General features: G+C 58.6%; 15 protein-coding genes and 3 pseudogenes. 12 read left to right on the top strand and 6 right to left on the bottom strand.

All coding sequences use genetic code 11. The features are described from left to right. The first annotated feature begins 257 nt into the window (after positions 1-257). The 4 genes and pseudogenes from B0G75_RS12600 to B0G75_RS41855 all read left to right on the top strand — a co-directional run. A complete protein-coding gene (locus B0G75_RS12600; protein ID WP_106305696.1) occupies positions 258-497 on the top strand; it encodes a hypothetical protein in 240 nt (79 codons plus the stop codon). Positions 498-1,360: 863 nt separating this feature from the next. Next, positions 1,361-1,681 carry an NAD-dependent epimerase/dehydratase family protein gene (locus tag B0G75_RS42020; protein ID WP_374956885.1) on the top strand — a complete coding sequence of 107 codons (321 nt, stop codon included), beginning with the start codon at positions 1,361-1,363 and terminating at the stop codon, positions 1,679-1,681. Between the two features lie 194 nt (positions 1,682-1,875). Continuing rightward, positions 1,876-3,447 (top strand): ATP-binding protein, encoded by a 1,572-nt coding sequence (locus B0G75_RS40620; protein WP_181309237.1) that lies wholly within the window; start codon positions 1,876-1,878, stop codon positions 3,445-3,447. Positions 3,448-3,857: 410 nt separating this feature from the next. Beyond that, a pseudogene (locus tag B0G75_RS41855) lies at positions 3,858-4,219 on the top strand (MFS transporter); the annotation flags it as partial. Positions 4,220-4,311: 92 nt separating this feature from the next. Here B0G75_RS41855 and B0G75_RS41280 read toward each other — a convergent pair. From B0G75_RS41280 to B0G75_RS12545, 5 genes and pseudogenes are all read right to left on the bottom strand, one after another. Next, positions 4,312-4,860, bottom strand: coding sequence for a GGDEF domain-containing protein (locus tag B0G75_RS41280; protein ID WP_258194446.1), 549 nt, complete (start codon positions 4,858-4,860; stop codon positions 4,312-4,314). Positions 4,861-5,158: 298 nt separating this feature from the next. Next, positions 5,159-5,407 (bottom strand): annotated as a pseudogene (locus B0G75_RS41275) (CHASE3 domain-containing protein); the annotation flags it as partial. 730 nt (positions 5,408-6,137) lie between these two features. Continuing rightward, a complete protein-coding gene (locus tag B0G75_RS12560; protein ID WP_106305263.1) occupies positions 6,138-7,847 on the bottom strand; it encodes an ATP-binding protein in 1,710 nt (569 codons plus the stop codon). Between the two features lie 486 nt (positions 7,848-8,333). Further along, the gene (locus tag B0G75_RS12555; RefSeq protein ID WP_106305260.1) at positions 8,334-8,540 is read right to left on the bottom strand and encodes a DUF2934 domain-containing protein; all 207 of its coding nucleotides are present in this window, start codon (positions 8,538-8,540) and stop codon (positions 8,334-8,336) included. A gap of 1,025 nt (positions 8,541-9,565) precedes the next feature. Beyond that, positions 9,566-10,453, bottom strand: a complete 888-nt coding sequence (locus B0G75_RS12545) for a manganese catalase family protein (RefSeq protein WP_106305257.1) — start codon at positions 10,451-10,453, stop codon at positions 9,566-9,568. Positions 10,454-11,052: 599 nt separating this feature from the next. On the opposite strand from B0G75_RS12545, the pseudogene B0G75_RS42015 reads away from it, so the two are divergent. The 4 genes and pseudogenes from B0G75_RS42015 to B0G75_RS12525 all read left to right on the top strand — a co-directional run. Continuing rightward, positions 11,053-11,301, top strand: a pseudogene (locus B0G75_RS42015) (hypothetical protein); the annotation flags it as partial. Positions 11,302-11,495: 194 nt separating this feature from the next. Then, complete coding sequence (gene ligD / locus B0G75_RS12535) at positions 11,496-14,003, top strand: DNA ligase D (protein ID WP_106305251.1); 2,508 nt, start codon at positions 11,496-11,498, stop codon at positions 14,001-14,003. 211 nt (positions 14,004-14,214) lie between these two features. Next, positions 14,215-15,165: a Ku protein gene (locus B0G75_RS12530; RefSeq protein ID WP_106305248.1), complete on the top strand. Its 951-nt coding sequence runs from the start codon at positions 14,215-14,217 to the stop codon at positions 15,163-15,165. Further along, positions 15,162-16,004: a tetratricopeptide repeat protein gene (locus B0G75_RS12525; protein ID WP_106305245.1), complete on the top strand. Its 843-nt coding sequence runs from the start codon at positions 15,162-15,164 to the stop codon at positions 16,002-16,004. Before B0G75_RS12530 ends, B0G75_RS12525 begins: the two co-directional genes overlap by 4 nt. A gap of 153 nt (positions 16,005-16,157) precedes the next feature. Here the strand turns inward: B0G75_RS12525 and B0G75_RS12520 are convergent, their stop codons facing one another. Next, positions 16,158-16,817, bottom strand: coding sequence for a helix-turn-helix domain-containing protein (locus tag B0G75_RS12520; protein ID WP_106305242.1), 660 nt, complete (start codon positions 16,815-16,817; stop codon positions 16,158-16,160). A 97-nt stretch (positions 16,818-16,914) separates the two neighbouring features. Here B0G75_RS12520 and B0G75_RS12515 point away from each other — a divergent pair, with 97 nt between their 5' ends. Genes B0G75_RS12515 through B0G75_RS12500 form a run of 4 tightly spaced genes read left to right on the top strand, consistent with a single transcriptional unit; the run spans position 16,915 to position 21,400 of the window. Then, positions 16,915-18,201, top strand: a complete 1,287-nt coding sequence (locus B0G75_RS12515) for an MFS transporter (protein WP_106305239.1) — start codon at positions 16,915-16,917, stop codon at positions 18,199-18,201. A 20-nt stretch (positions 18,202-18,221) separates the two neighbouring features. Continuing rightward, positions 18,222-19,751 (top strand): amidase, encoded by a 1,530-nt coding sequence (locus B0G75_RS12510; RefSeq protein WP_106305236.1) that lies wholly within the window; start codon positions 18,222-18,224, stop codon positions 19,749-19,751. Positions 19,752-19,753: 2 nt separating this feature from the next. Then, complete coding sequence (locus tag B0G75_RS12505; protein WP_106305233.1) at positions 19,754-20,107, top strand: RidA family protein; 354 nt, start codon at positions 19,754-19,756, stop codon at positions 20,105-20,107. Positions 20,108-20,167: 60 nt separating this feature from the next. After that, entirely contained in the window at positions 20,168-21,400 is a 1,233-nt protein-coding gene (locus B0G75_RS12500) for an FAD-binding oxidoreductase (protein ID WP_106305230.1), read from the top strand. The last annotated feature ends 276 nt before the right edge of the window (positions 21,401-21,676 follow it).

Here is a 21,676-nt window from a genome sequence, read left to right as displayed (position 1 = left end):
GTCAAAGCATTTAGTCCTTTAATTGTACCGATGATACCTTATGCCCAACGCGGCAGTACCAAGATACTTTAATTCAGGTTAGACATCCTGAATAATAACGTGTCACGAGGTTGACCCCGGCTGTGACCAATCATGTCGAACGAGTGTGCAGGTCATCGAGCGTCTGATTGATGCCCGGTGATTTGCTGCAACGCACCTACCGCATCGCGACCATCATGCTAGGATTTCGCGTACAACGCAGGCGTCAGGAGGGTGGCATGGACGGCTTCGTCAGGCATCAGATAGAAGATGCGTCCGTCGACATCGACGTGATACCGGCTACGCCACGTGGCTACTGCGCGCGCTTTCGCATTTTCCGTGACGCGTCTGATAACCCCGAGTGGCATAGGGTGCATGTGTCGGGCAGTGTGTTCGATACGGCCGAACAAGCGGAGGAAGCGGCCAGGTCGATGGCGCTCGAACGGGTGCTGGCGGGGGCGGCTAAGCCGCACCCGTGAAAATCGCCGACCAACGGTCGACAATTGAGTCTCCTGCGGTCCATGACACGCTCTCGGCGGGCGACGCCGACGCCATACGCACGGCGCGCACGTGCTACGAAATCGGAGGTGGTGACCCGTTTGTCAGCGGGGCGGGAACGCTCATTTCCCCCGGTGTCCGCAGGAGGCACGCCTGCTGTTTTGTCAATCACTACGGACGACGCGTATCCGTCCGCGCCCGAAGCGTCCCCGGGACCGGGGTCGTCAATCCCGTGGCGCGACCGGCATGAGCGCCGGCCTGATGATGGCCTTGCTTGTCGCGGTTGGATTCGGCACTCTCTTCCAACGCCGAAGGAGGAGCGGTGGAAGTACCGGAGAACCTCAGTTGACGCCGGCTAACATTGCTCCTACGGTGCCTGCCGCCAGTTGTGCGCAGTGAACTGATTTCTGACCTACTCATAGCGTAGAAGTGCTTTACGTTCTCCGTCGAACGCCCAAACTGGTCTCCGACCGTGCCTTCATCGTGTCGAACACACGGGCTCCGGTGGAACGCGCTTGCGCGGCACCGTAACGGACGGCGCGACATCAGCGTGCTGAGCGTCGGAGGCGCGGCGAATAAATGGGGCTGGATAGTCTTTATAGACCTCGTCGCGCCATGGGCTGCCGGTGCTCGACGCCGAAACATGGCCGCGCACAAGAAGATTTGCTGCTGCTAGTCGTTTCTCTTACTACTTATGCCGACCACATAACACCTAAACTCGAATTGAGTCTGCCTGCTTGTCGCCTAGGTTTAGTCATGAAAGTGTCAAAAATCTGCGCGACCTAAGCGGGGAGTGTCGTAGTCGACGTAGAACTTATCGCTAAAATTGGAGGTTTTCGAAACCATGAAGACCGTTGTTGTTGCTGGTGCTGTCGGAGTAATTGGTCGCGGAGTTCTCGCTCATTACGAGGATAAAAATGTGAATCTGGTCGCTGTCTCGCGTCGAACGCCCGATTTTACTTCGCGTGCGAAACACTTTCCGGTGGACCTTCTTGACCGTGATTCCTGTGAGGCACTTCTTTCGCAGGTACCGGATGCGACGCATCTCGTATTGGCGGCTTATCAATGGCGCTGCGACGCGCAGCCAGTATGCCGGGACCAAGTCGGCATTGATTGGCCTGGCAAGGTCATGGACAGCGGAGCTCGCCGAGGAGCATCACGGTAAATGTCGTGGCTTCGGGGTCCCGGGTATATCCTTCGATAGCCAACGGCAGCGAGATTGTCTCGCAGACTAATACGGCGCCGCGAGAGATAACATGTACATTGGGCCGGAGGCGGTACAGTAATTGCCTGTTTCTTCAGGAGAATACGTCTTGTACTATGCGCAAGTCGCGCGAGGGCCATTACGGGGAAAAAGCCATGAATGAAGAAAACGGGCTCGCCAGTGAGAAAGCGCAGAATCATCAGTATTCGCCCGATAGCGATGCCACGTTCCGGTTGCTCGTCGAGTCGGTCGGCGGGTATGCAATCTTCAGGCTCAGCGAAACCGGGATAGTCACGACATGGAACCGCGGCGCTCAACGTCTGAAGGGATATGCTGCGGGCGAAATAATCGGTCGTCACTTCTCCCTGTTCTACACTCCAGACCAGGTCGATGCAGGGCACCCGGAAGAGGTTCTTCAAAACGCGCTCGCCGCTGGCGAGTACGCGGAAGAAGGCTGGCGCGTCCGGAAAGACGGCTCCCTGTTTTGGGCGAGCATCGTAATTTCAGCTATTCGGGACAAGGACGGCAACCTTGCTGGTTTTGCGAAGGTGGTGCGCGATATGACGGAGCGCCGCAGACTTGAGGAACTCGAAGAGACGACGCGTCGAATGAACGAGTTTCTTGTCATGCTTGGACACGAGCTTCGAAATCCGCTCGCGCCAATCCGAAACTCGGTCGGCATCCTGCATCTCCACGAAGCGCCAACCCCCGAAGTCGTGCGAAAGGCGTGCTCCTTGATTGACCGGCAGCTCACGCAGATGACCCGACTTGTCGATGACCTGCTGGACGCGGGCCGCATAACGACAGGGAAGGTTCGTGTATCTACATCGCCCCTCGTTGTGCAGGAGGTCATTGAGAGTGCAGTCGAGGGCGTACAGCCGAGAGCTGACGGCAAGTCTCAGACGCTCCATGTCGAAGTGCCGACCGAACCGCTAATGGTCCACGGCGACATGACGCGGCTTGTCCAAGTGCTTCACAATCTGCTCGACAACGCGTCGAAATTCACGCCCGCAGGCGGCCTCATCAGCATGGAGCTTTCACAGGTTCAGCGAATGATAGTCGTGCGCATAAAAGACACGGGCCGAGGTATTGAGCCGCAAGCGCTTGACAGGGTGTTCGACCTGTTCGCGCAGGAAAAAGACCCCGCCGCAGCCCGAGACGAAGGCGGGCTTGGCATTGGACTGACCCTTGCCCGTTCTCTTGTCGAACTTCACGGCGGCCGCGTCGAGGTCGATAGTGCCGGTAGAGGACATGGCGCGACTTTTACCGTTTGGCTCCCCGCACTCGAGCACGCCACGGAGCCAACAGTGACAAACAGCCCGTCCGTTGCAGTCGACAGTCGCTCCCTCAAAGTGTTGGTCGTTGACGATAACGAAGACTCTGCCGACAGCATGGCGATGCTTACCGAGGTCGAGGGCCACCTTGTCCGCAAGGCTTATGGGGCTGCCGAAGGTATAACACTCGCTGCCGAATTCGCGCCGGACTTGATACTTCTTGACCTGTCGATGCCGCTCATGAGTGGATATGAGGCGATGCCGCGACTCCGGGACGCGGCGCGCAACGAGGCGCTCGTCGTGGCCGCCATGACGGGGTTCGGACTTGAAGAAGACCGACAGCGTACAACGGCGGCCGGGTTCGACGCGCACCTGACGAAACCCGTCGCACTGGCAGAACTGGAACGTGTCATCCGGATGGCCGATGCAAAACGCAAAGAACATGTGGGTTGAAGCACGGCGGTGTCCTCACATTGTCGCCCGAGACGGAAATGCATGAGCGCGACCTGGGTCGCAAAGGCGCGGCGCAGCGCGAGGTCGGCGTCGCCCTGATGCGCTTCTCGCCAGAAGTCGCACTGCTCGATGAAGCAACGGTCGTCGTCGAGGTCGGCGCGGGTTTGTGCCTCTTTGGCGGCCTGCTTGCACTGTGTCGTGCGGCGAAGGCGGTCCTCCGCAAGCTTGGCTTCAGTGCACGCATCAGCGCAGCGCCGACACGTCAGAGCGCCTGCGTGCTCGCAAGGCATGAGAATCGGCGAGTGTTGACACTTACGTCGCTTGAGCATCGCCTCTCCGCGCTGCCGATGGTTGCGGTTCCCGAGGTCCGTCCGTTTTTCGACTGGTTCAATGTCCTTGGCTGCGGGACTATCGCCGGCATAGGCGTCGTATGCTTTGCATCGAGCCTCGTGTTGCCGACAGTGTCGTTGCGCTTCATTGCTTTGTGTCTGGGTGGAGCTTGTATTCCTCTGCTGTACCCTTGCTTCTGGTCGCTCCCACCACGCTTCTTTTCTGGCGCTCGAGCCGCCGGAAGCGTCGCTGCCATCAATTGCATTGGAAACCTTGGAGGGTTCTTCGGACAGAACCTCATGCCGCACGTTGGCAAGGTAACCAACAGTCATTTGCACCGATGCTCGTTCCGACTGCATGCTGTTAGCTCGCAATCGGCACCGTCATTGCATGGTCTGTCGGAGCGCATCGCAAGGCAGCGCTCGCATCAGCAACCGTATAGTTAGGATACGGGATTGACCTGCCCTCGCCAATGGGCAATCCATGACAGCAATGTCGACGTTATGTAGACCGCACGAATCTGCGTCTGGTTGCCTAACCGATGCGCCATCGCGCAATGCGATTGCACGGGCGTCGCAGGCGCGTCCAAAAAGTAGCCAAATTTGACTCAGCGATGCAAACGGAAGACGTTCCACTGTTGGCTTCCTTTCGCGAAAGCGTAGGAAGAACGCCCCGCACGCTTTGCCTCATACATCGCGGCGTCGGCAGCGTCAAGCAGACCTTCGACGGAATCCACCGTGTCGGGTAGGTCGCGATGCCGATGCTGACGCCAAGCGAGAAGCGACCTTCCAGCTCTTCGCGCGCAACTTTCCGAACATTAGCGGCTAGACGCGCGGCCAATTCCCCCAGCTGAGCATCGTCCCTGAAGTCGACCGCCAGGAGGACAAATTCGTCCCCTCCGATTCGCGTTAGCACGTCGTCTTGCCTGGTCGCGTCCCGAAGAGCCCGTGCGAGCGCCTTGAGAACGCCGTCGCCAGCGTTGTGGCCGAGGGAATCGTTTACTGCCTTGAGGCCATCGATGTCCATGTAGAGCAGCCCGACGCGATGAGTGGCCGCCTCCGCTTCGGAAGAAAGTGCTTCGATAGCAGTGAGCAGGTGCCGGGCGATTTGGCAGGCCGGTCAGAACGTCCTTAGAGGCGCGCCGGCTGACCATGTCCGTATAGACGCGCACGCGCGCGAATGCCCGTCGCTGAATCAGGAGCGTGTAGACGAGTAGGCAGCACACAAGCACCGCAATTATTGCAAGGGCAGCAGCTGCGACAAGGGTGCGTTGGTTAACATCGCGCACTGCGACCATCCCGACATTTTCCCAGTCGCTGAGAAGGCTGCCAAGGTCTTCCCGCAACTCGTCCATGTACCGCTTGCCTTCATTTGTCCGAACAAGCGCCAGTGCTGCCTCGCGATTCCCGCTGCGGGCGAGGTCTAACGTCTCGGACAGCTCCATGGCTTTCGCGTTTTTTGCGCGTTCGATGCGTTGGACGAGGTTTGCAGAACGAGGGTTGCCGGTGACAAGGTGATGAAGCCGAAGGACCATATCGTCGAGGTCGTGCTGCGCCAGTCGATAGGGCTCCAGGTAACGGTCGTCGCTGGTAAGCAAATATCCGCGCTGGCCCGTCTCGAGATTCTCCAAATCATGAAGGACGCGGTTCCCGGCTTCGAGGACAGCCGGACGTAAGGACTAGGCGAATCGCGTAGAAGCTCGGAATGCTTCGCGGGCGCTCGCCTAGCGAGATGCCGTCAAGGCAGGCATCTGCCAGTCGGTTACTACGAGGTCTGCAAAAGCGCGCATTGCCTACCAGTGCATCGGAGGCGTCTTGCGACGGGAGCACTTCGAAGCCGTAACCTTCCAGAACTGCTGTGAGTGTGTTTCGGGATGGATGTCATTGTCGAAAAAGTAGGAGCAAGCCATGCCATGATGGCTGGGTGGCCGGTTGTCAGAAGGGCCGCAACGACTATGCCCGCAGCCGGCCTCTACGACACTGGTTCCGAAGAATTTGCGCCTTAAAAAATTCCGTCCCATTCATTGGACGTAGCAAGCGCGCCTTCGATTGCTGGAGTGTGGTGATTACAATACCCCCGGATTCCTGGGGAGCTCTCATCAGCGATTGTTTCGCGTGCGGCTCGCGGTTCATACCATCCACCCCTTCAAAAAGTGAAACCCGATTGGCTACATAGGTTTTAGGTATGTTCCCTTACAAATAGTCAATCGGACATAAAGGCGCGAGTTGGATTGAGCCCTGTCTGGCGGGGCTGCCGGACGCAGCGAAGAGCTACAGCACCCGGGGCATGTTCGTATCCAGCAGCGGCCCGAAGCAACAAGTTCAACTCTTACGGAGCACTGTGCGTGCGAACGAAGGACGTCATACGATATCGCGCAGTCTTCCACTGGAATGGATTGAAAGAATGTGTTTCAGCTTCTCAAGAGAGAGTGGTTTGGTAAGGTGGTAGTCGAAGCCGGCCGCAAGCGCTTTGGATTTGTCGGATTCGGACGCGTAGCCGGTGAGGGCCACCAACAGCATCCCCTTCAGCCTTCCGTTGAGCCGGACATGCCGCGCGACTTCAAAGCCGTCCATCACAGGCATGGCAACATCGATAATCGCGACCTCAGGCTGGCGGTCGGACATCAGTTGAACCGCGTCGACGCCGTTATCGGCTGTCGTAACCTCGTGGCCGTCGAGTTCGAGCAGAAGAGCCAGCGTCTGAAGCGCCTCGCGGTTGTCGTCGACCAGTAGGAGGCGCGCCGGCCGGACTTCGTTAGTGCTATGGCGTGCGCCTGCCTGGTCCACATCGGTCGGCCTACGAAGTATGGGCAAACGAAGCGTCACTGTCGTCCCGAGTCCCGGACCATCGCTCTGGAGAACAATGCTTCCTCCGTGCAGCTCGACCATCCGTTTGGCTACCGCGAGGCCGATTCCCAGGCCACCTTCCGTCCGAGCTTCTGCCGGGGCAGATTGAGCGAACAGGTCAAATATCTGCGGCTGCGCGCAGCTATCGACGCCGATGCCATCATCGCTGATGCCGATGACCACCGAGTCCGGCGTCTGGTCGGTCGAACGGCTTTCTTCCACTCTAACTTTAAGTGCAAGATTGCCGCCGACGGGCGTGTACTTCGCTGCGTTGGACAACACGTTGCCGAGCACCTGGCTGAGGCGGACATGGTCTGCCCGGACGTAGACCGGTTCGTCAAGGCCCACGATGGTGAGGTTGTGCTTACGCGAGTCGACGTGGTGTCTGACTGCGGCCATCGCATCAAATGCAATGTCGTTCAGCGATGTATCGGTGAGCTTGATAGCAAGCTTGCCATGCTGAAGCCGCGCCGCGTCGAGAAGGTCGTCAACAAGCGTTCTCAGATGTCGCATCTGTCGATGCGCAATATTGAGAACTTCAACCGCTCGCGGATTATCAGCACATAGTCGCTGAGCCGCGCCGATAGCACTGGCGATAGGCGCCATCGGATTTCGGAGTTCGTGCCCCAACATCGCGATGAACTCGTTGTTCCTGCGGTCGCTTTCCTCGCTCGCATCGCGGGCGTTCACTATGGTAAGAGACGCGGCGGCAAACTGTGCCAGGTTAGACAACAGCCTCACGTCCTCGAGGTCGAATTTGCGTTCGTCCGTGTGCGACATGACCCATATCGCGCCAAGGTCGCGTCCCGCAACGCTGACGGGGACGACGATGCCTTCTGGGACCTTCGCTCCGTCGAACGCCAGGCATGGAAAGTGCGTTTGCGGGTCGACAAAAAGCTGGGGCTTGCCTGCCCGCAACGCGACGGCGCACGGGCACTCATCCCACGCTGTTGTCTTCCCCCGCAGTTCGGCACATAGCCCTGATACGGCAAGCCATCGAAACAAGCGCTCGCTGCCGCGGTTCTCGATGAGGCTGATACCGGCGCTGCCGGCTGAGCACAGCGACATCGCAGCGTCCGCTATGGCTTGCAGCAGGTCCGTGCGTGAGCCCGCCTGAGCCTGCGCGAGAGCGACGAGGGCCTCATTTTCAGCGGGGTAGTCTGGCGCCCGCGAGCGTCTTCGGGCGAGTTCCTCGGCATTGTCGAGTGCGCGGTCACTGTCCATGGTTACTGCCAATCAGGAGACAGGGGATATGGGCCGGTGCTGCTGGGTAGTCGATTCTCTGACGAGACGTAACTCACTGCAAAATATAGCTGACTTCTAAGGAAAAAGCGCCCGATGCCAACGAGATGATTTCGTGGGCCGGTTCCTCCATCAGGGCCAAGTCTGTATGCACACAGGCGGCCACGCGGTGCATCGCTCTATCGCCGAGAAGTATGCACGGCGCCTTTCTGCGCGTAGCTCGCAATCTGGCGGTTGGTAATTCGTCAAGGAGGACGTGCATTTGGGCCGTTGATTGGCCGAAAGCAATGTGACCGAATCGACAACATCGAGCAGACGAGCATAGGCAAGGAAGCAATCGTCATGCGGTCGCCGTAGCGGGCTCTTCAAAAGGCCGAAGGTTCTCACGGGCGGTGAGCCCAGATGCCTGGCATGCAAAGTGACGGGCTATGCAGTCAAAACGTAGGGCACGCCGGGCAGGGACGTCTGCTACTTAGGCGCGGGCTTTGCCGTCGGCGCCTCTGCAAAATCATCGGAGTCCGCGACCGTGTCCTCTTGATTTGGCGGCTCCGGCTCCGCCAGCTGCGAGCGCGCCTGCTCCCAGAATTCGTCAGCGCGCCCTTCTGGACTGCCGGCCTGAAGCCACAGTTCATACGCGCGTCCTCGGATGTCACTGTCAGATACTGCGGAAGTCATGTCACACCTCATTGATTTTGCATTCATTCAGTCGCCGGTTGAATATAACAATGATGCGCGTTTCGACACGCCATAGCTAGCGCACGGAATGAACAATTGCCACGCAATTCGTGAAGTTTGTCTTTCGACGGAGGTACCCAACCCCGGCCCGAAGGAGTTCGGTATTTCGGCCTCGAGTCAGCAAGCCGAGTGGCTATTATGTAGTCAGGCCATGGCAGCGTGAAGAACTGCGACGCGCGTCAACTGAAGCATGGAGTGGTCGCGGTTGACGCTTACATGGTTATCAGACGCCTATGGACCGGACAAATCTATTTTTGGCGCCGATGCGGGTGTGGCATGAGGCATTTACCTCACTAAGCGACCCGACTGCGGCATCGTCGGCGTAATGAAACCTTCGTACGCGGTCTTTCCGCTGCCAAATCCGCTGTTCACGTCGCTGTTAGTGCCCTCATTCAATCCGTTAGTCTTTCGGCTATTGGAACGCTCACCTTGGGGCATCTAGCAGTAGGGTTGCAGGCAGTGTCCGTCGCCTTCCGAGAACTGTACCCCGACTCCTGCGGTGTTTTTATTGAATCTGCGCCGATGCCAGGCCCGGCGGTCCACTAGCGCTGCCACCATATAGAACCGGACGAAATCGTGAAAGTTTGGGGTCTACTCGGTCGTGCATGACCATGGCTTAGACACGTTTGAGGTGACCTGCGTCGAGGGCAGACACTTTTCCTCGACGCGTCGCAGCAAGGGCGCGCAATTCGAACTGAAGTACGAGGCGACACATTCACATAAGCATGGCTACCTTCAGGTACCGAAGCTCGAAGCTAATCCTCTTTGGCGGCATTGGCAATCGCAGGCGATTTGCCAATGTCGCCAATTCTCCGAGTCTCTGCAACCCGAACGGAGTACACGCAGGTCCATGTCGGGCGAGATGTTCACGCCTAATGGCCTAGGTCTCGCTGAAGCGCCCCCTATTGCGCCGGGCCGGCGTGTATTGCTGTACCACCGGCCCGACATGAAGGCGTCCTGGGGCTCTATTTTTTAAGTTCGGTAGCGTCTTGTCCCGCACCGAGGTCAGCCCCCGTCATCGGGTCGGAACTCGTATCCGAAGCCGTCCTCGAAGCCATTGCCGACAATACCTTTACGTCGGCACCAGAAATGTTCACTGTCGCCAACCCGTCCCCGCCGTCAACCGCCGGCTCAGGCGTCTCAACAAATTCCCAATCGGGGCCTTCGTTCCACGGACCCCGCGGCGCTTCGTCACCTCGCGACATGTTGTAGTAGACGTTCGTAAATTCCGGGACGCCTGGAAGCTTACCTTGCGGGAAGTTTGGCTGGATTGAATGAAGCGCTTTCTCAAATGACTTCTGGTGAGCAATCTCACGGGTCATGAGAAAGCCCAGCGCTTCAGCAATGCCCGGGTCGTCAGTGACGTTCATGAGTCGCTCGTACACAATCTTTGCCCGAGCCTCCGCCGCAATGTTTGAGCGCAGGTCTGCAGTCGGGTCACCGATGGTGTCGACATAAGCCGCGCTCCATGGAACGCCGGCTGAGTTGGTAAGCGCTGGGCCGCCGCCATATAGCAACGCTGTCGTGTGTGAGTCATTGCCGCCACCTGTCATCGAACGATAAAGCTCGGCCTCGGCTTCCACGCCCTCAGCAAGTTGTCCCTTCGCGCTCTTGTTCAACATCGCAACGATGGACCCAATAATCTCCAGGTGACTCAGCTCCTCGGTGGCGATGTCAAACAACAAATCCTTCCGCCCCGGGTCGTCTTCTCCGACCGCTTGGGTGAAATATCTGCAGGCCGCACCCAGTTTTCCTTGAGGACCGCCAAATTGTTCCAGCAGCAGGTTGGCCAGTCCGGGATTCGGGGCGCTGACGCGGACAGTGTATTGAAGGCGCTTGTTGTGCATAAACATGTCACTTCTCCATAGAGGGCCGCATACCCGGCGACGAGGTGGCAGGCTTCGCTGCCATACGATGCGACGGATACTCTGGCTGGTCAGACATCCCGGACAGCTGCACCCTAGCGACGCTAGATGCCGCACCCTGATGGGCGCCCGGGTCTCAGAGCTGAGCTCTGGCGGAAGTGCAGCGTCGCGCTGCACTAGGGGGAAGGTCACTACGCCATGTATGTGCGCATGGAACGTTCCCGTCTCGCGCCCACGTTTCCGGTTTAGACGAGCTTCCGCAATATGCTGCGCAACTTGTTGACCGCGAGACGCACTCGCATACAACGAATTTTGCTGCCTTGCGGCAAAACGCCCTAGGGTGGGTGCGCAGCGCGTCATTCCAAGCATCAGCCGTCGTGAACTCATTAGTCGCGCAGCGGCGCGTTGAAAAAAAGCACTGCCAGCAGCAGTTATTTGATTTCGCGACGCCGTCGAGGGTGGCGAGAAACTCACCGTGCTCAAGGTGCAGGTGGTCAAGACCACCCTCGCCGAGAATCAGGCAAATGCGAACAAGGCATTGTTAGCCTGGCCCGAAGAACTGGTTGCGCTCTCGACTAGCTGAGCGATTGGCGAAACTGCACCTCGTCGGTGATGCAGAGCCGCGGCAACAATGGTCAACACATCGTGTCACGAAGCACGGAACGTCGCTTGCTGAATGGTTCTCACATGATGATGGCAAAGGCACTTTCGAGGTCACCTGCGTCGAGGGCGAACACTTCCCGCCAACGCGAAGCGGCAAGGGTGCGCATTTCGAACTTGAGTACGCGGCGACACATTCGCACAAGCATGGCGAACTCCAGGGCACGGAAGCTCGAACTCAATCATCTGTCCCGCCATCGGCACATCGCGGGAGCGACTTGCCGGTGAGCCTCCGGGCTTTCGAGTCCGACTAGGAGGCTCCGCCGCCCGAGCTGGACGCACGCCGTCAACGTTGTGAGAATGGGGTCTCCGACGGACCGAGGGTTGAGACGTCGTCCAGCGTTTTTCGCTTCTTTTGCCAGGTGCACGCATGGCCCCTGCACGCGAATCGACTTCTCCGTCTCTCAGCCGCTACAAGAAAAAGCGGGACTTCAGGCTCACGCCCGAGCCCGCGCCGGCAGACGCGGCAACTGGCGAGCAACAACGTCTTGCCTTCGTCGTTCAGAAGCATTGGGCGAGCCGCCTTCACTACGACTTCCGTCTCGAGTTCGACGGCGTGCTAGTTTCGTGGGCGGTACCGAAGGGGCCCTGCTACGACCCGAAGGAAAAGAGAATGGCCGTCCACGTGGAGGACCATCCTGTCGAGTATTCGACGTTTGAAGGAACGATTCCACCGAAGCAATACGGGGCCGGTACGGTGATAGTGTGGGACCGCGGAACGTGGGAGCCGGTCGGAGACCTGCGCAACGGCATGAAGGTCGGCAAGCTGGTGTTCCGGCTCCATGGTGAGAAGCTCGCGGGGTTATGGGAACTGGTCCGCATATCAAAGCCGGAGGACAAACAAGACCAGTGGATGCTATTCAAGAAGCGTGATGAGTGGGCGCAACCGTTAGCCGAGTATGACGTCATCAAAGCGCATCCCGACAGCGTTACAACGAAGCCACTTGGGCTCGTCGAAGAGCGGGAGCCGAAAGTCGCGAGAGCCGCGCGCGGCACCAAGCCGGCGATAGACCTGTCAGCCGCAGTCAGCGTCCCGCTGCCCGCCAAGCTCGAACCTCAGCGCGCAACGCTAGCCGCGTCGCTACCGACGAGCGGCGACTGGATTATCGAGTCGAAGCTGGACGGTTATAGAATGCTCGCCCGAGTCGACAAGGGTCGGGTCCGGTTGTTCACGAGCGGCGGCCACGACTGGACAAAGAAGCTTACGACGCTCGCCACCGAGGTCAGGCGACTTTCCATTTCCAGCGGATGGCTTGATGGCGAGGTAGTAGTACTCAGCGATGGCCTGCCGGATTTCGGCGCATTGCAGGACGCGATAGACGGCGGAGCGAACCAGGAGATTATCTATTTCCTGTTCGACCTGCCGTACTGTGACGGGAAAGACCTGACGAACGTCCCGTTATGGGCGAGGCGCGCACGACTCGCCCAGCTACTTGACGAAGATATCGACCGCATACGCTTCAGTCAGGACTTCGACGCTCCAATCGCCCAGATATTCGAAGCAGCCGGAAGCTTGGGACTCGAAGGGCTGATGTTGAAACGTCGAGACGCCCGATATGAGTCTGGAAGGACGCAGACCTGGCTGAAGGCGAAGTGCCGGCTGCGGCAGGAACTGGTCGTCTGTGGTTTTACTGCCAGAAGCGGCAAGGAAGGTGAAGTCGGCAGTCTGCTGCTCGGGTACTACGTGGGCGACAAGCTTCATGACGCTGGCAGCGTGGGCACCGGTTGGGACGCTCGCACTGGCCGGGACCTGTGGAAGCGCCTCGCACCACTTGAGCTGGATGCGGCCCCGTTTGACGTTGTTGTATCGAAGCCGAGCCGTTGGTCCAGGCGTGCCGCCGGCGCCGAACGTTGGGTCAGTCCCGAACTGGTTGCCGAGGTCGAGTTCGCCGAGTGGACCGAAGAAGGTGTGGTTCGGCAGGCATCGTTCAAGGGCATTCGCCTCGACAAGCCAGCGCGCCGCGTCGTCCGCGAGTCTGGAGCAACGCTAAAGCCAGCGCCTGCCTCGCAGGTCAAAATCACGCACCCTGAGCGTGTCGTTGACCCGTCGAGCGGCGTCACAAAACTCGACGTGGTCCGGTACTACGAAAGCGTTGTCGAATGGATTCTGCCGCACCTGAAGGACCGACCGCTGGCGATGGTCCGCGCGCCCACGGGAATCTCCGGCGAGTTGTTTTTCCAGAAGCACGCCGAGAAGACTGCCATGCCCGGTCTTAAGGCGCACGACCGCAGTTTGTGGCTGAATCATCCGCCGCTGCTGACCGTCGACACCGCGGACGCGCTGATGTCTGCAGCCCAGATGAACGTCGTCGAGTTTCACACGTGGAACTCAACAGTTCGGCGAATCGACAAGCCTGACAGGGTCATCTTTGACCTCGACCCTGGCGAAGGCGTGAAGTGGCAACAGATTCAGGAGGCGGCGCTTCTTGTACGGGCAATGCTTGACGAGCTTGACGTGAAAGCGTGGCTGAAAACAAGCGGCGGTAAGGGCTTGCATGTCGTGGTGCCGCTAACGCCACGACTGGACTACAAATCAGTGAAAGCGTTCTCGCAGGCATTCGTCCGGCATCTGGCGAAGACAATCCCGGACCGCTTTTCGGCGACATCGGGGGCTGCCAACAGAATCGGCAAGGTCTATGTCGACTATCTGCGCAATGGCAAGGCGCAGACGACCGCCACGGCGTTTTCCGCGCGGGCGCGGCCCGGGATGGGCGTCTCGATGCCCGTGTCATGGGAGCAACTGTCTGACCTCAAAAGCGGAGCGCACTGGACGGTGCAGACGGCGAGAGAGTATCTTAGCTTCCAAACGCAAGACCCTTGGGGAGCCTATTGGTCCGCGAAACAATCGTTGGCATCGGCGATAATGCGCCTTAGATGAAAACGATAGGCGGCAAAAGGTCCGCCGGTTCAGCACGAAAAGTTGTTGCGGAGCGGTACCCCGCGCTACGTGCAAGCCAGCCGAATTCGCGGGCGCAGGCTAGTCCACTGGCCGGCACGTAACATGCTCCTTGTCGCGAACACTGGAGCCCTCGTGCATGGCTAGTTTGTAGCACTGGCGACTTGCCGCCGGCCGCTATCAGGAGACTCACATGGCAGCGCGTTCCATCGCTTCGCTGACGCTATCCTTCGGACTGGTGTCCATACCCGTGAAACTCTATTCGGCGACAGACAGCGCTGCGGGTGTGGGCTTCAACCTTCTGACGCCGGAGGGCGGTCGCGTGAAGCAGCAGTACATATCCGAGGTCACCGGCGCAGTCGTGGCCCGCGCGGACATGAAGAAGGGATACGAGTTTGAGAAGGGGCAGTTCGTCGTTTTTGCCCCCGAGGAGCTGAAAGCGCTAGAGGAAGGCGCCAGCCACGTCGTGGAGATTGTCTCGTTCGTCCCCGAAAAGTCAGTGGACCCGCTGTACTACGACAAGGCGTACTTCATCGCTCCGGACAAACGCGGCGGAAAACCCTACAGCCTGCTGCAACTCGCCATGCGAGAAAGTGAACGCTGCGCGCTTGCAAAATGGTCCTACAAGGGAAGGACCCGGATTGTTCAGATACGGCCTGCGGAAGACGGGATGGTCTTCCAGCAACTGCTGTTCGCCGATGAGGTGCGCGCGCTGAGCGACCTGCACATAGAACAGGTCACTGTCAGCGACACAGAGTTGAAACTTGCGCTGCAAATCATCGACCAGGTTTCGGAAGACGCCTATGACCCGACAGCTTACGAAGACGAAGAAAAGAAGCGGATTCTTGAGGCCATTGACCGGAAGATTGCGGGTAAACAGATTGTGTCGCCCGAGGCGCCGGCCAAAGAGTCTGGTGGTCAGGTGATTGACCTGATGGAAGCCCTTCGCGCCAGTCTCAGCGCCAATAAGGGCAAACGTGAGGCAACTGTGAAGACAGCGGCGACCAAGGCGCCAGTGACGAAAAAGACTTCGCCTGCCGACGTCGAAGTGCTTGCGGCTAAGCCTCGCCGGCCCGTCAAACGGGCCACACCGAAAGACGACATCAAAGAGGCGCCCCCAGCAAAGGTCCGAGCACGCAAGTGACAAGACGGAGCCAGTCAAACGATTACTCATTGCGCAGCCTTCAATCGCTGCTGGGAGTATCGCGTCGGGTGCTTTCTGGACTTATCGATGCCGGATTTGTTCACCCGGCGCGCGGCCGTAGAAACGAGCTCCGATTCTCTTTCCAGGACGTAGTGGTCCTGCGCACAGCGTTCCAGCTGCAATCAGCCAAAGTCTCGTCCCGGAAGATTCTCAAGGCCCTCGCAATACTGAGAGCCGAACTGCCTGACGAGCTTCCGCTGTCTGGCATCCGAATCACATCGGTGGGCGAGACCGTCGCTGTCAGGTCAGGACAGGCGCAATGGGACGCGACCTCGGGCCAACTGCTGCTCGACTTCGAGGTTGCACCTATCCGAGGTGACGTCGCGTTCCTGGATTCTGCACCGCGAAACGGACCGAGTGCAGAACAGCAAGCGGATGAATGGTTTGCGCTCGCGGAACAGCTCACCGGAACCGATGCTGTTGGCGCGGAGCAGGCATATCGGAGAGTGCTGGAACTCGCGCCATCACCGCACTATCACGCGTATACAAATCTTGGCGTCTTGCTTTGCGAGGCGGAAACGCGCTGCGACGAGGCGTTGTCCATTTTCGACGGGGCTTTACAGCACTTCCCCGATGACGCATTACTGCACTTCAATCGGGCGGTCGTTCTCGAAGAGCTGAAACGTTACGACGCTGCGGAAACATCCTATCAACGATGCATTGAACTTGACCCAACGCATGCGGACGCTCATTTCAATCTCGCCAGATTAAGCGAGATTCGTGGGGACAAGCAAGGCCTCGTCCGGCATCTCAGCGCTTATCGCCGGCTCGTCGGCTGAACTGGACTTCGCCGACGATTGATGTTTCAGAGCACGGCGTTCGACCTATCAACTCGTACATGAGGGTGCTGGAACTCTGCGGCATGTCCGGCGACGGCCTGACGCCACCAGGTTCGTCATCGGCGGCACGGCAGGCGGTTGCGACTGGGGCATTCAAAGCGTTTGTGGCGGCCGATGGTCATCCGTGTCGACGCAACAGACGAGAACTTCAGCGTCCTTCGCACCAGTGCTGACATAGACGTGTCCCTGTGCGCTGTCGAAGTAGAGGCTGTCACCCTGCTCAAGCTTGAACACGGAACCGTTTTCGAAGTGAAGGTCAAGTTTTCCTTGCAGTAAAAAGACGAACTCTTCACCGCTGTGCCGGATGTAGTCAGGGAAATCTTCGAGCGAATGCGCACGGATGTGCGCTCGCATCGGCACCATACGTTTGCCGACAAGGTCGTTGGCAATCATCCCGTACTCGTAATTCGGCGTGTCGTAAATCAACTGCTTTCCCGACCGCGTTAATGTCGGTTCAATCGGCCCCGCTGGGCGAGTCGGCGTACGGCCGAAGATGGTGTCGAAGTCGACGTTGAGAGCGTGGGCCAACGCGGCGAACTTGTCGTAAGTGAGGGCAATATCGCCACGCTCGGTTTTTGAGATTGTCGAGACAGCGATGCCCGAGCGCTCGGACAACTGCATTAGCGTCAGCCCACGCGACTTGCGGGCCACGCGCAAGCGCGCACCGACAGCCTTATGGTCGATGTGTGGCGGAGCTCCGTCGGTCTCTGTCGGCGGGTTCTGTTGCTCGCGTTGTGCTCCGGACTTTCGCATAGGGGTCTTCTAAATTCGGGTTTTGTCGTATACGGGAATTTATTTTTTCTCGTATATGATAACTCGCGTCAGGTCCATTTTCACAAGGAGCAGCATCGTGGCATCGCTCGCGCTTGAAAAGGCTCGTCTCTCCAAGACCCAGGTCGTTGCCGCGACTACCCTCGGCACAGCACTTGAATATTACGACTTCACCATCTATAGCTTTTTCGCTATCCAAATCGGGAAGCTCTTTTTCCCGTCTGCGTCGCCGGTCAACCAGTTCCTTCTCTCGATTGGGGTGTTTGGCGTTGGCTTCGTAGTTCGTCCTCTCGGTGGCATTGTTATTGGCGCATATGCTGACCGCGTGGGGCGGAAGAAGGCCATGGTGCTGACCATCCTGTTGATGGCCCTGAGCTGCGCGCTTATTGCGTGCGCTCCGACGTATGCGGTGGCAGGCTTCCTCGCACCCCTAATTGTTCTTGCAGCTCGCCTGATTCAGGGCTTTGCCGCAGGCGGCGAATTCGGCCCCGGTACGACACTTCTCGTTGAGTACGCGGCAGACAATACGCGCGCATTCTTCGCCAGTTGGAACTTCGCGGCGACCGCGCTCGGTCTAGCGCTCGGAGCAATTGTCGCCACCATCGTGAATGTCACCTTGCCTAAGGAAGTCGTTGACGACTGGGGATGGCGTATTCCATTCCTCCTTGGAATTGTTGCTGCCCCAGTTGGGATGCTGATTCGGCGTCGCCTTGAAGAAACGCTCAGCGTTGCGTCAGCACACGGCACGAAGAAGCGCAGCGCACTGAAGGCGGCACTCACGACTCACCTTAAGCTCACCATCCTGGGGACATTTGCGGAATTGGGTGGTTCGGTGTCCGTGTACATCACGGCATTTTTTCTACCGAATCACGCAGTCCGAACGTTGCATCTTTCGCCGACTGCATCAGTCGTCTCAGGCGTGGTCACTTCATTGACGCTATTCGTCGCGGCTCCCATCGCTGGAAAGCTTGCGGACCGGTTCACACGCAAGCGTGTATTGGTCATCTCGCGAGTTGTCCTGCTGGCAGCGGTCTATCCCGCGTTCTCCGTTCTGAGCGCACATCCATCAGTCTCTCTGCTGTGCGCAGTGTCCGCATTCCTCGCCATCCTCGTTGCTGGACAGATTGTCCCGGTGCTGGTGATGATTCCGGAGCTGTTTCCGCGGGAGGTACGAGCAACGGGCATCGCGCTGACATACGTGGTGAGTGCATCGTTTTTTGGTGGATTTTCTCCGCTTATCGCAAGCTGGATTGTGGAGCGTACGGGCAATCCGCTGGCACCAGCATGGTACGTAGCGGCTGCGTGCGCAGTGTCTTTGGTCCCTGTAATCTGGCTGCGTGACCGTACTGGCGAAGCCATAAACTGAAGCTGGAATCGGGAAAGACAATGACCTCTTCAAACGAAGAATTAGTGACCAAGTCCGCGGAAGAACTCCGCAGACTGATTGGCACCAAGCAGATTTCGCCTGTCGAACTGGTCGACGCATGTATCGACCGTATCGAATCGCTTAATCCAGCCGTCAACGCCGTAACAGCGACCCGCTTTGACAGCGCGAGAAGCGAGGCAAAAGTCTCTGAACAGCAAGTGATGGACGGGAGAGAGCTGGGGTTGTTGCACGGCCTACCGATGGGTGTCAAAGACCTTGAGGACACCGCAGGGTTGCTTACCACCTATGGTTCGCCCATGTCTCGGGGCAATGTGCCATCGCGAGATGTCGTGCTTGTTGAGCGTCTGCGCCAACAGGGAGCGATATTGCTGGCGAAGACGAACGTGCCAGAACTCGGGGCCGGTGCGAACACGCGCAACCCCGTATGGGGTGCTACGGGCAATCCTTTCAACCCAGCGCTCAACGCAGGCGGTAGCTCAGGAGGGTCTGCTGCCGCACTTGCATGTGACATGTTACCTGTCTGCACTGGGTCGGATACGGGAGGCTCCCTGCGCATTCCGGCTTCGAAGTGTGGGGTGGTCGGCTTCAGACCGTCACCTGGGCTGGTGCCGAACTCACGCCGCCTGTTGGGCTGGACTCCCATCTCGGTCGTCGGTCCAATGGGCCGCACCGTCGCCGAGGCCGCGTTGCAGCTCGCTGCGACGGCCGGCGAGTCGGCCGGTGACCCATTAAGCTACTCGGTTGATGCGCTGAGCTTAAGTCGCCTTGGGAGCGTCGACCTATCGAAACTCCGCGTTGGTTACACCGAGGATTTTGGCTGTTGCGACGTCGACCAGACAATTCGGGAAACCTTCCGGTCGAGAGTCGCTGCCATCAAGGAACTTGTCCACACGTGCGAGCCTGTCGATTTTAAACTGGGCGAGGTGCATCGGTGCTTTGATGTAATCCGGGCCGAGAGCTTCGTCGCCGGCCTGCACGCCGCATACGAACGTGACCGGAACGCCTTGGGCCCGAACACTCGCGCAAATTACGAGATGGGCGCGAAGATGTCACTTGCGGATTCCGCATGGGCCCAGTCAGAGCAGACGCGAATCTTCCAGCGCTTCCAGTCGGCATTCTCCCGGTACGACATCCTAATCTCGCCCACGACTCCAGTGTCGCCGTTCCCATGGACCGAACTCTATGCATCCACTGTACAAGGGAGGCCGCAGGAAAACTACTATCGTTGGCTTGCGCTCACCTATGTCGTCACGCTCACGACGCATCCCGCGCTCTCCCTACCATGTGGCGTCGATGAAGCAGGCATGCCTTTTGGCCTGCAAATAGTCGGGCCGTTCCGTGGCGACTCGCAGACATTGGCGGTTTCGCATGCCTTCGAGCGAGCCTTTGCCGTTTCGCCGACCCTGCGTCGGCCCCGACCGAACGTTTCGCACCTGCGCGCAGTGAATCCGGCGCTGAAGTCTCTCGTCACGTCACCTCCGATTTTCACCGCATCCGGAAGCGGTACCTCCGGTTTATCAATGGTTTAAACATGAATAACCACATTGAACGCCTTCATACCAATGCCCGCATGAGCCAGGTCGTCGTGGCAAACGGTGTTGTGTACTTGTCGGGCCAAGTCCCTGATACGGCTGGCGCCGCTATAGATGTACAAGCCACTGAAATCCTCACGCGTATTGACAATCTGTTGGCGTCAGCCGGAATCGACAAGACTCGCTTACTGACTGCCAACGTTTGGTTGAGCGACCCAAAGCACTTCGACGGATTCAACGGTGTGTGGGACGAGTGGGTGGCAAAGGGGCACGCTCCGACGCGTGCTTGCGTCACGTCGATTCTCATGAAACCGGGCCTTGACGTTGAGATTGCTGTTACGGCGCTCGCCTGACTGGTCGGCCCTCAGTCAATCAGGCACTTCGTATGGTGCGGGTACGGAAGGAATATCGAGATGAAGTTTGACGCAATGGTCCTCGGCGGCGGCATCGTTGGCACATCTGTAGCATTGCAGTTGCAGCGCCGCGGCCTCAACGTGGCCCTCATCGACCGCAAGGCGCCTGGCAACGAGACCTCGCTCGGCAATGCTGGACTTATCCAGCGCGAAGGCGTGTATCCATACGCCTTCCCTCGCGACTTTGCGTCACTCGCGCACTATGCTGGGAACCGCGGGACCGATGTCCGCTATCACCCAACGGCAATGCCGAAACTGACGTCGTTTCTTGTGAAGTACTGGCATAACTCTCGGCCAGACCGTCACGCACAGATTGCGAGGGCCTATTCGACGCTAATAGAGCACTGCGTGTCGGAACATCGGGAGCTTGTTGAAGCTGCGGGAGCGCAAGCCCTGCTTAGAAAGAACGGGTGGATAAAAGCGTTCCGTACAGTAAAGGCCTTCGACGGCGCGGTCGCGGAAGCGTCGCGGTGGAAGGAAGAGTACGGAGTCGAGTTCGATGTCCTTGAAGACAACGCTTTAAGACAAGCCGAGCCATCGTTGAACCCCGTGCTTCACGCGGGGGTCCGCTACTCGGCGTCTGAGTCCGTAAGGGACCCGGCGGCCCTCGTCGGTGCGTACGCGAGGCTTTTTGAACGACTCGGTGGCAAAGTGCTCATCGGTGACGCTTCCACGCTGGAGCATGGCTGGCGCGTGCCAACCGAGGTCGGGGTGGCAGAGGCGGAAACTGCAGTCATCGCCATGGGCCCGTGGTCCGGCGACGTGACAACACGGCTTGGCTATTCGCTGCCATTGGAGGTCAAGCGTGGTTACCACATGCACTACGCGACCAAGAATGGGGCAACACTCAACCAGCCCGTCTTGGATGCCGAAGTTGGTTACATGATTACGCCCATGGCTCGAGGAATTCGACTGACGACAGGCGTAGAACTTGGCTTCCGGGATTCGCCGAAGACGCCCGTGCAATTGGAAGCGGTCGAACCTGTCGCCCGCGAAGTCTTTCCTCTGGGAGAACGAGTCGATTCGGAACCGTGGCTAGGCCGCCGTCCGTGCACTCCAGACATGATGCCTGTCATTGGGCCTGCACCCCGTCACAAGAACCTGTGGTTCGCGTTTGGGCACGCGCACCACGGGTTGACGCTGGGCCCCATCACTGGGCGTTTAATTGCGGAATCGATTCTGGGCGTTCACCCGACCGTAGACTTAACCCCGTTTCGAGCGGACCGATTCTAGGTGCCCGGGGCAGCTAGCACTTTTCTCATATATAAGAATTCATTCGGACTCGGATATGACAATTTTCACGTAAGGGCGCGGGCGGCAAGTCAATAACCGAGGGTGACCGCGGACTTAAAATTAAGGATACCCAACGGCTCCATCGCGCATGTGTCAATTGAAACGGCTAGAACCCTTGGAGAAACGACATGTCTCACCGAACTCAAATTTAAACATCACTCGCTGGTACGTGTGTCGCCGCCTTATTCGCATTTGCGTCAACGAATTCACACGCAG

It is taken from the genome of Paraburkholderia sp. BL18I3N2 (assembly GCF_003001875.1).
Classification (GTDB): Bacteria; Pseudomonadota; Gammaproteobacteria; order Burkholderiales; family Burkholderiaceae; genus Paraburkholderia; species Paraburkholderia phytofirmans.
Note: the sequence above shows the minus strand (reverse complement) of the source record. Positions and strands in the feature narration are given on the sequence as shown.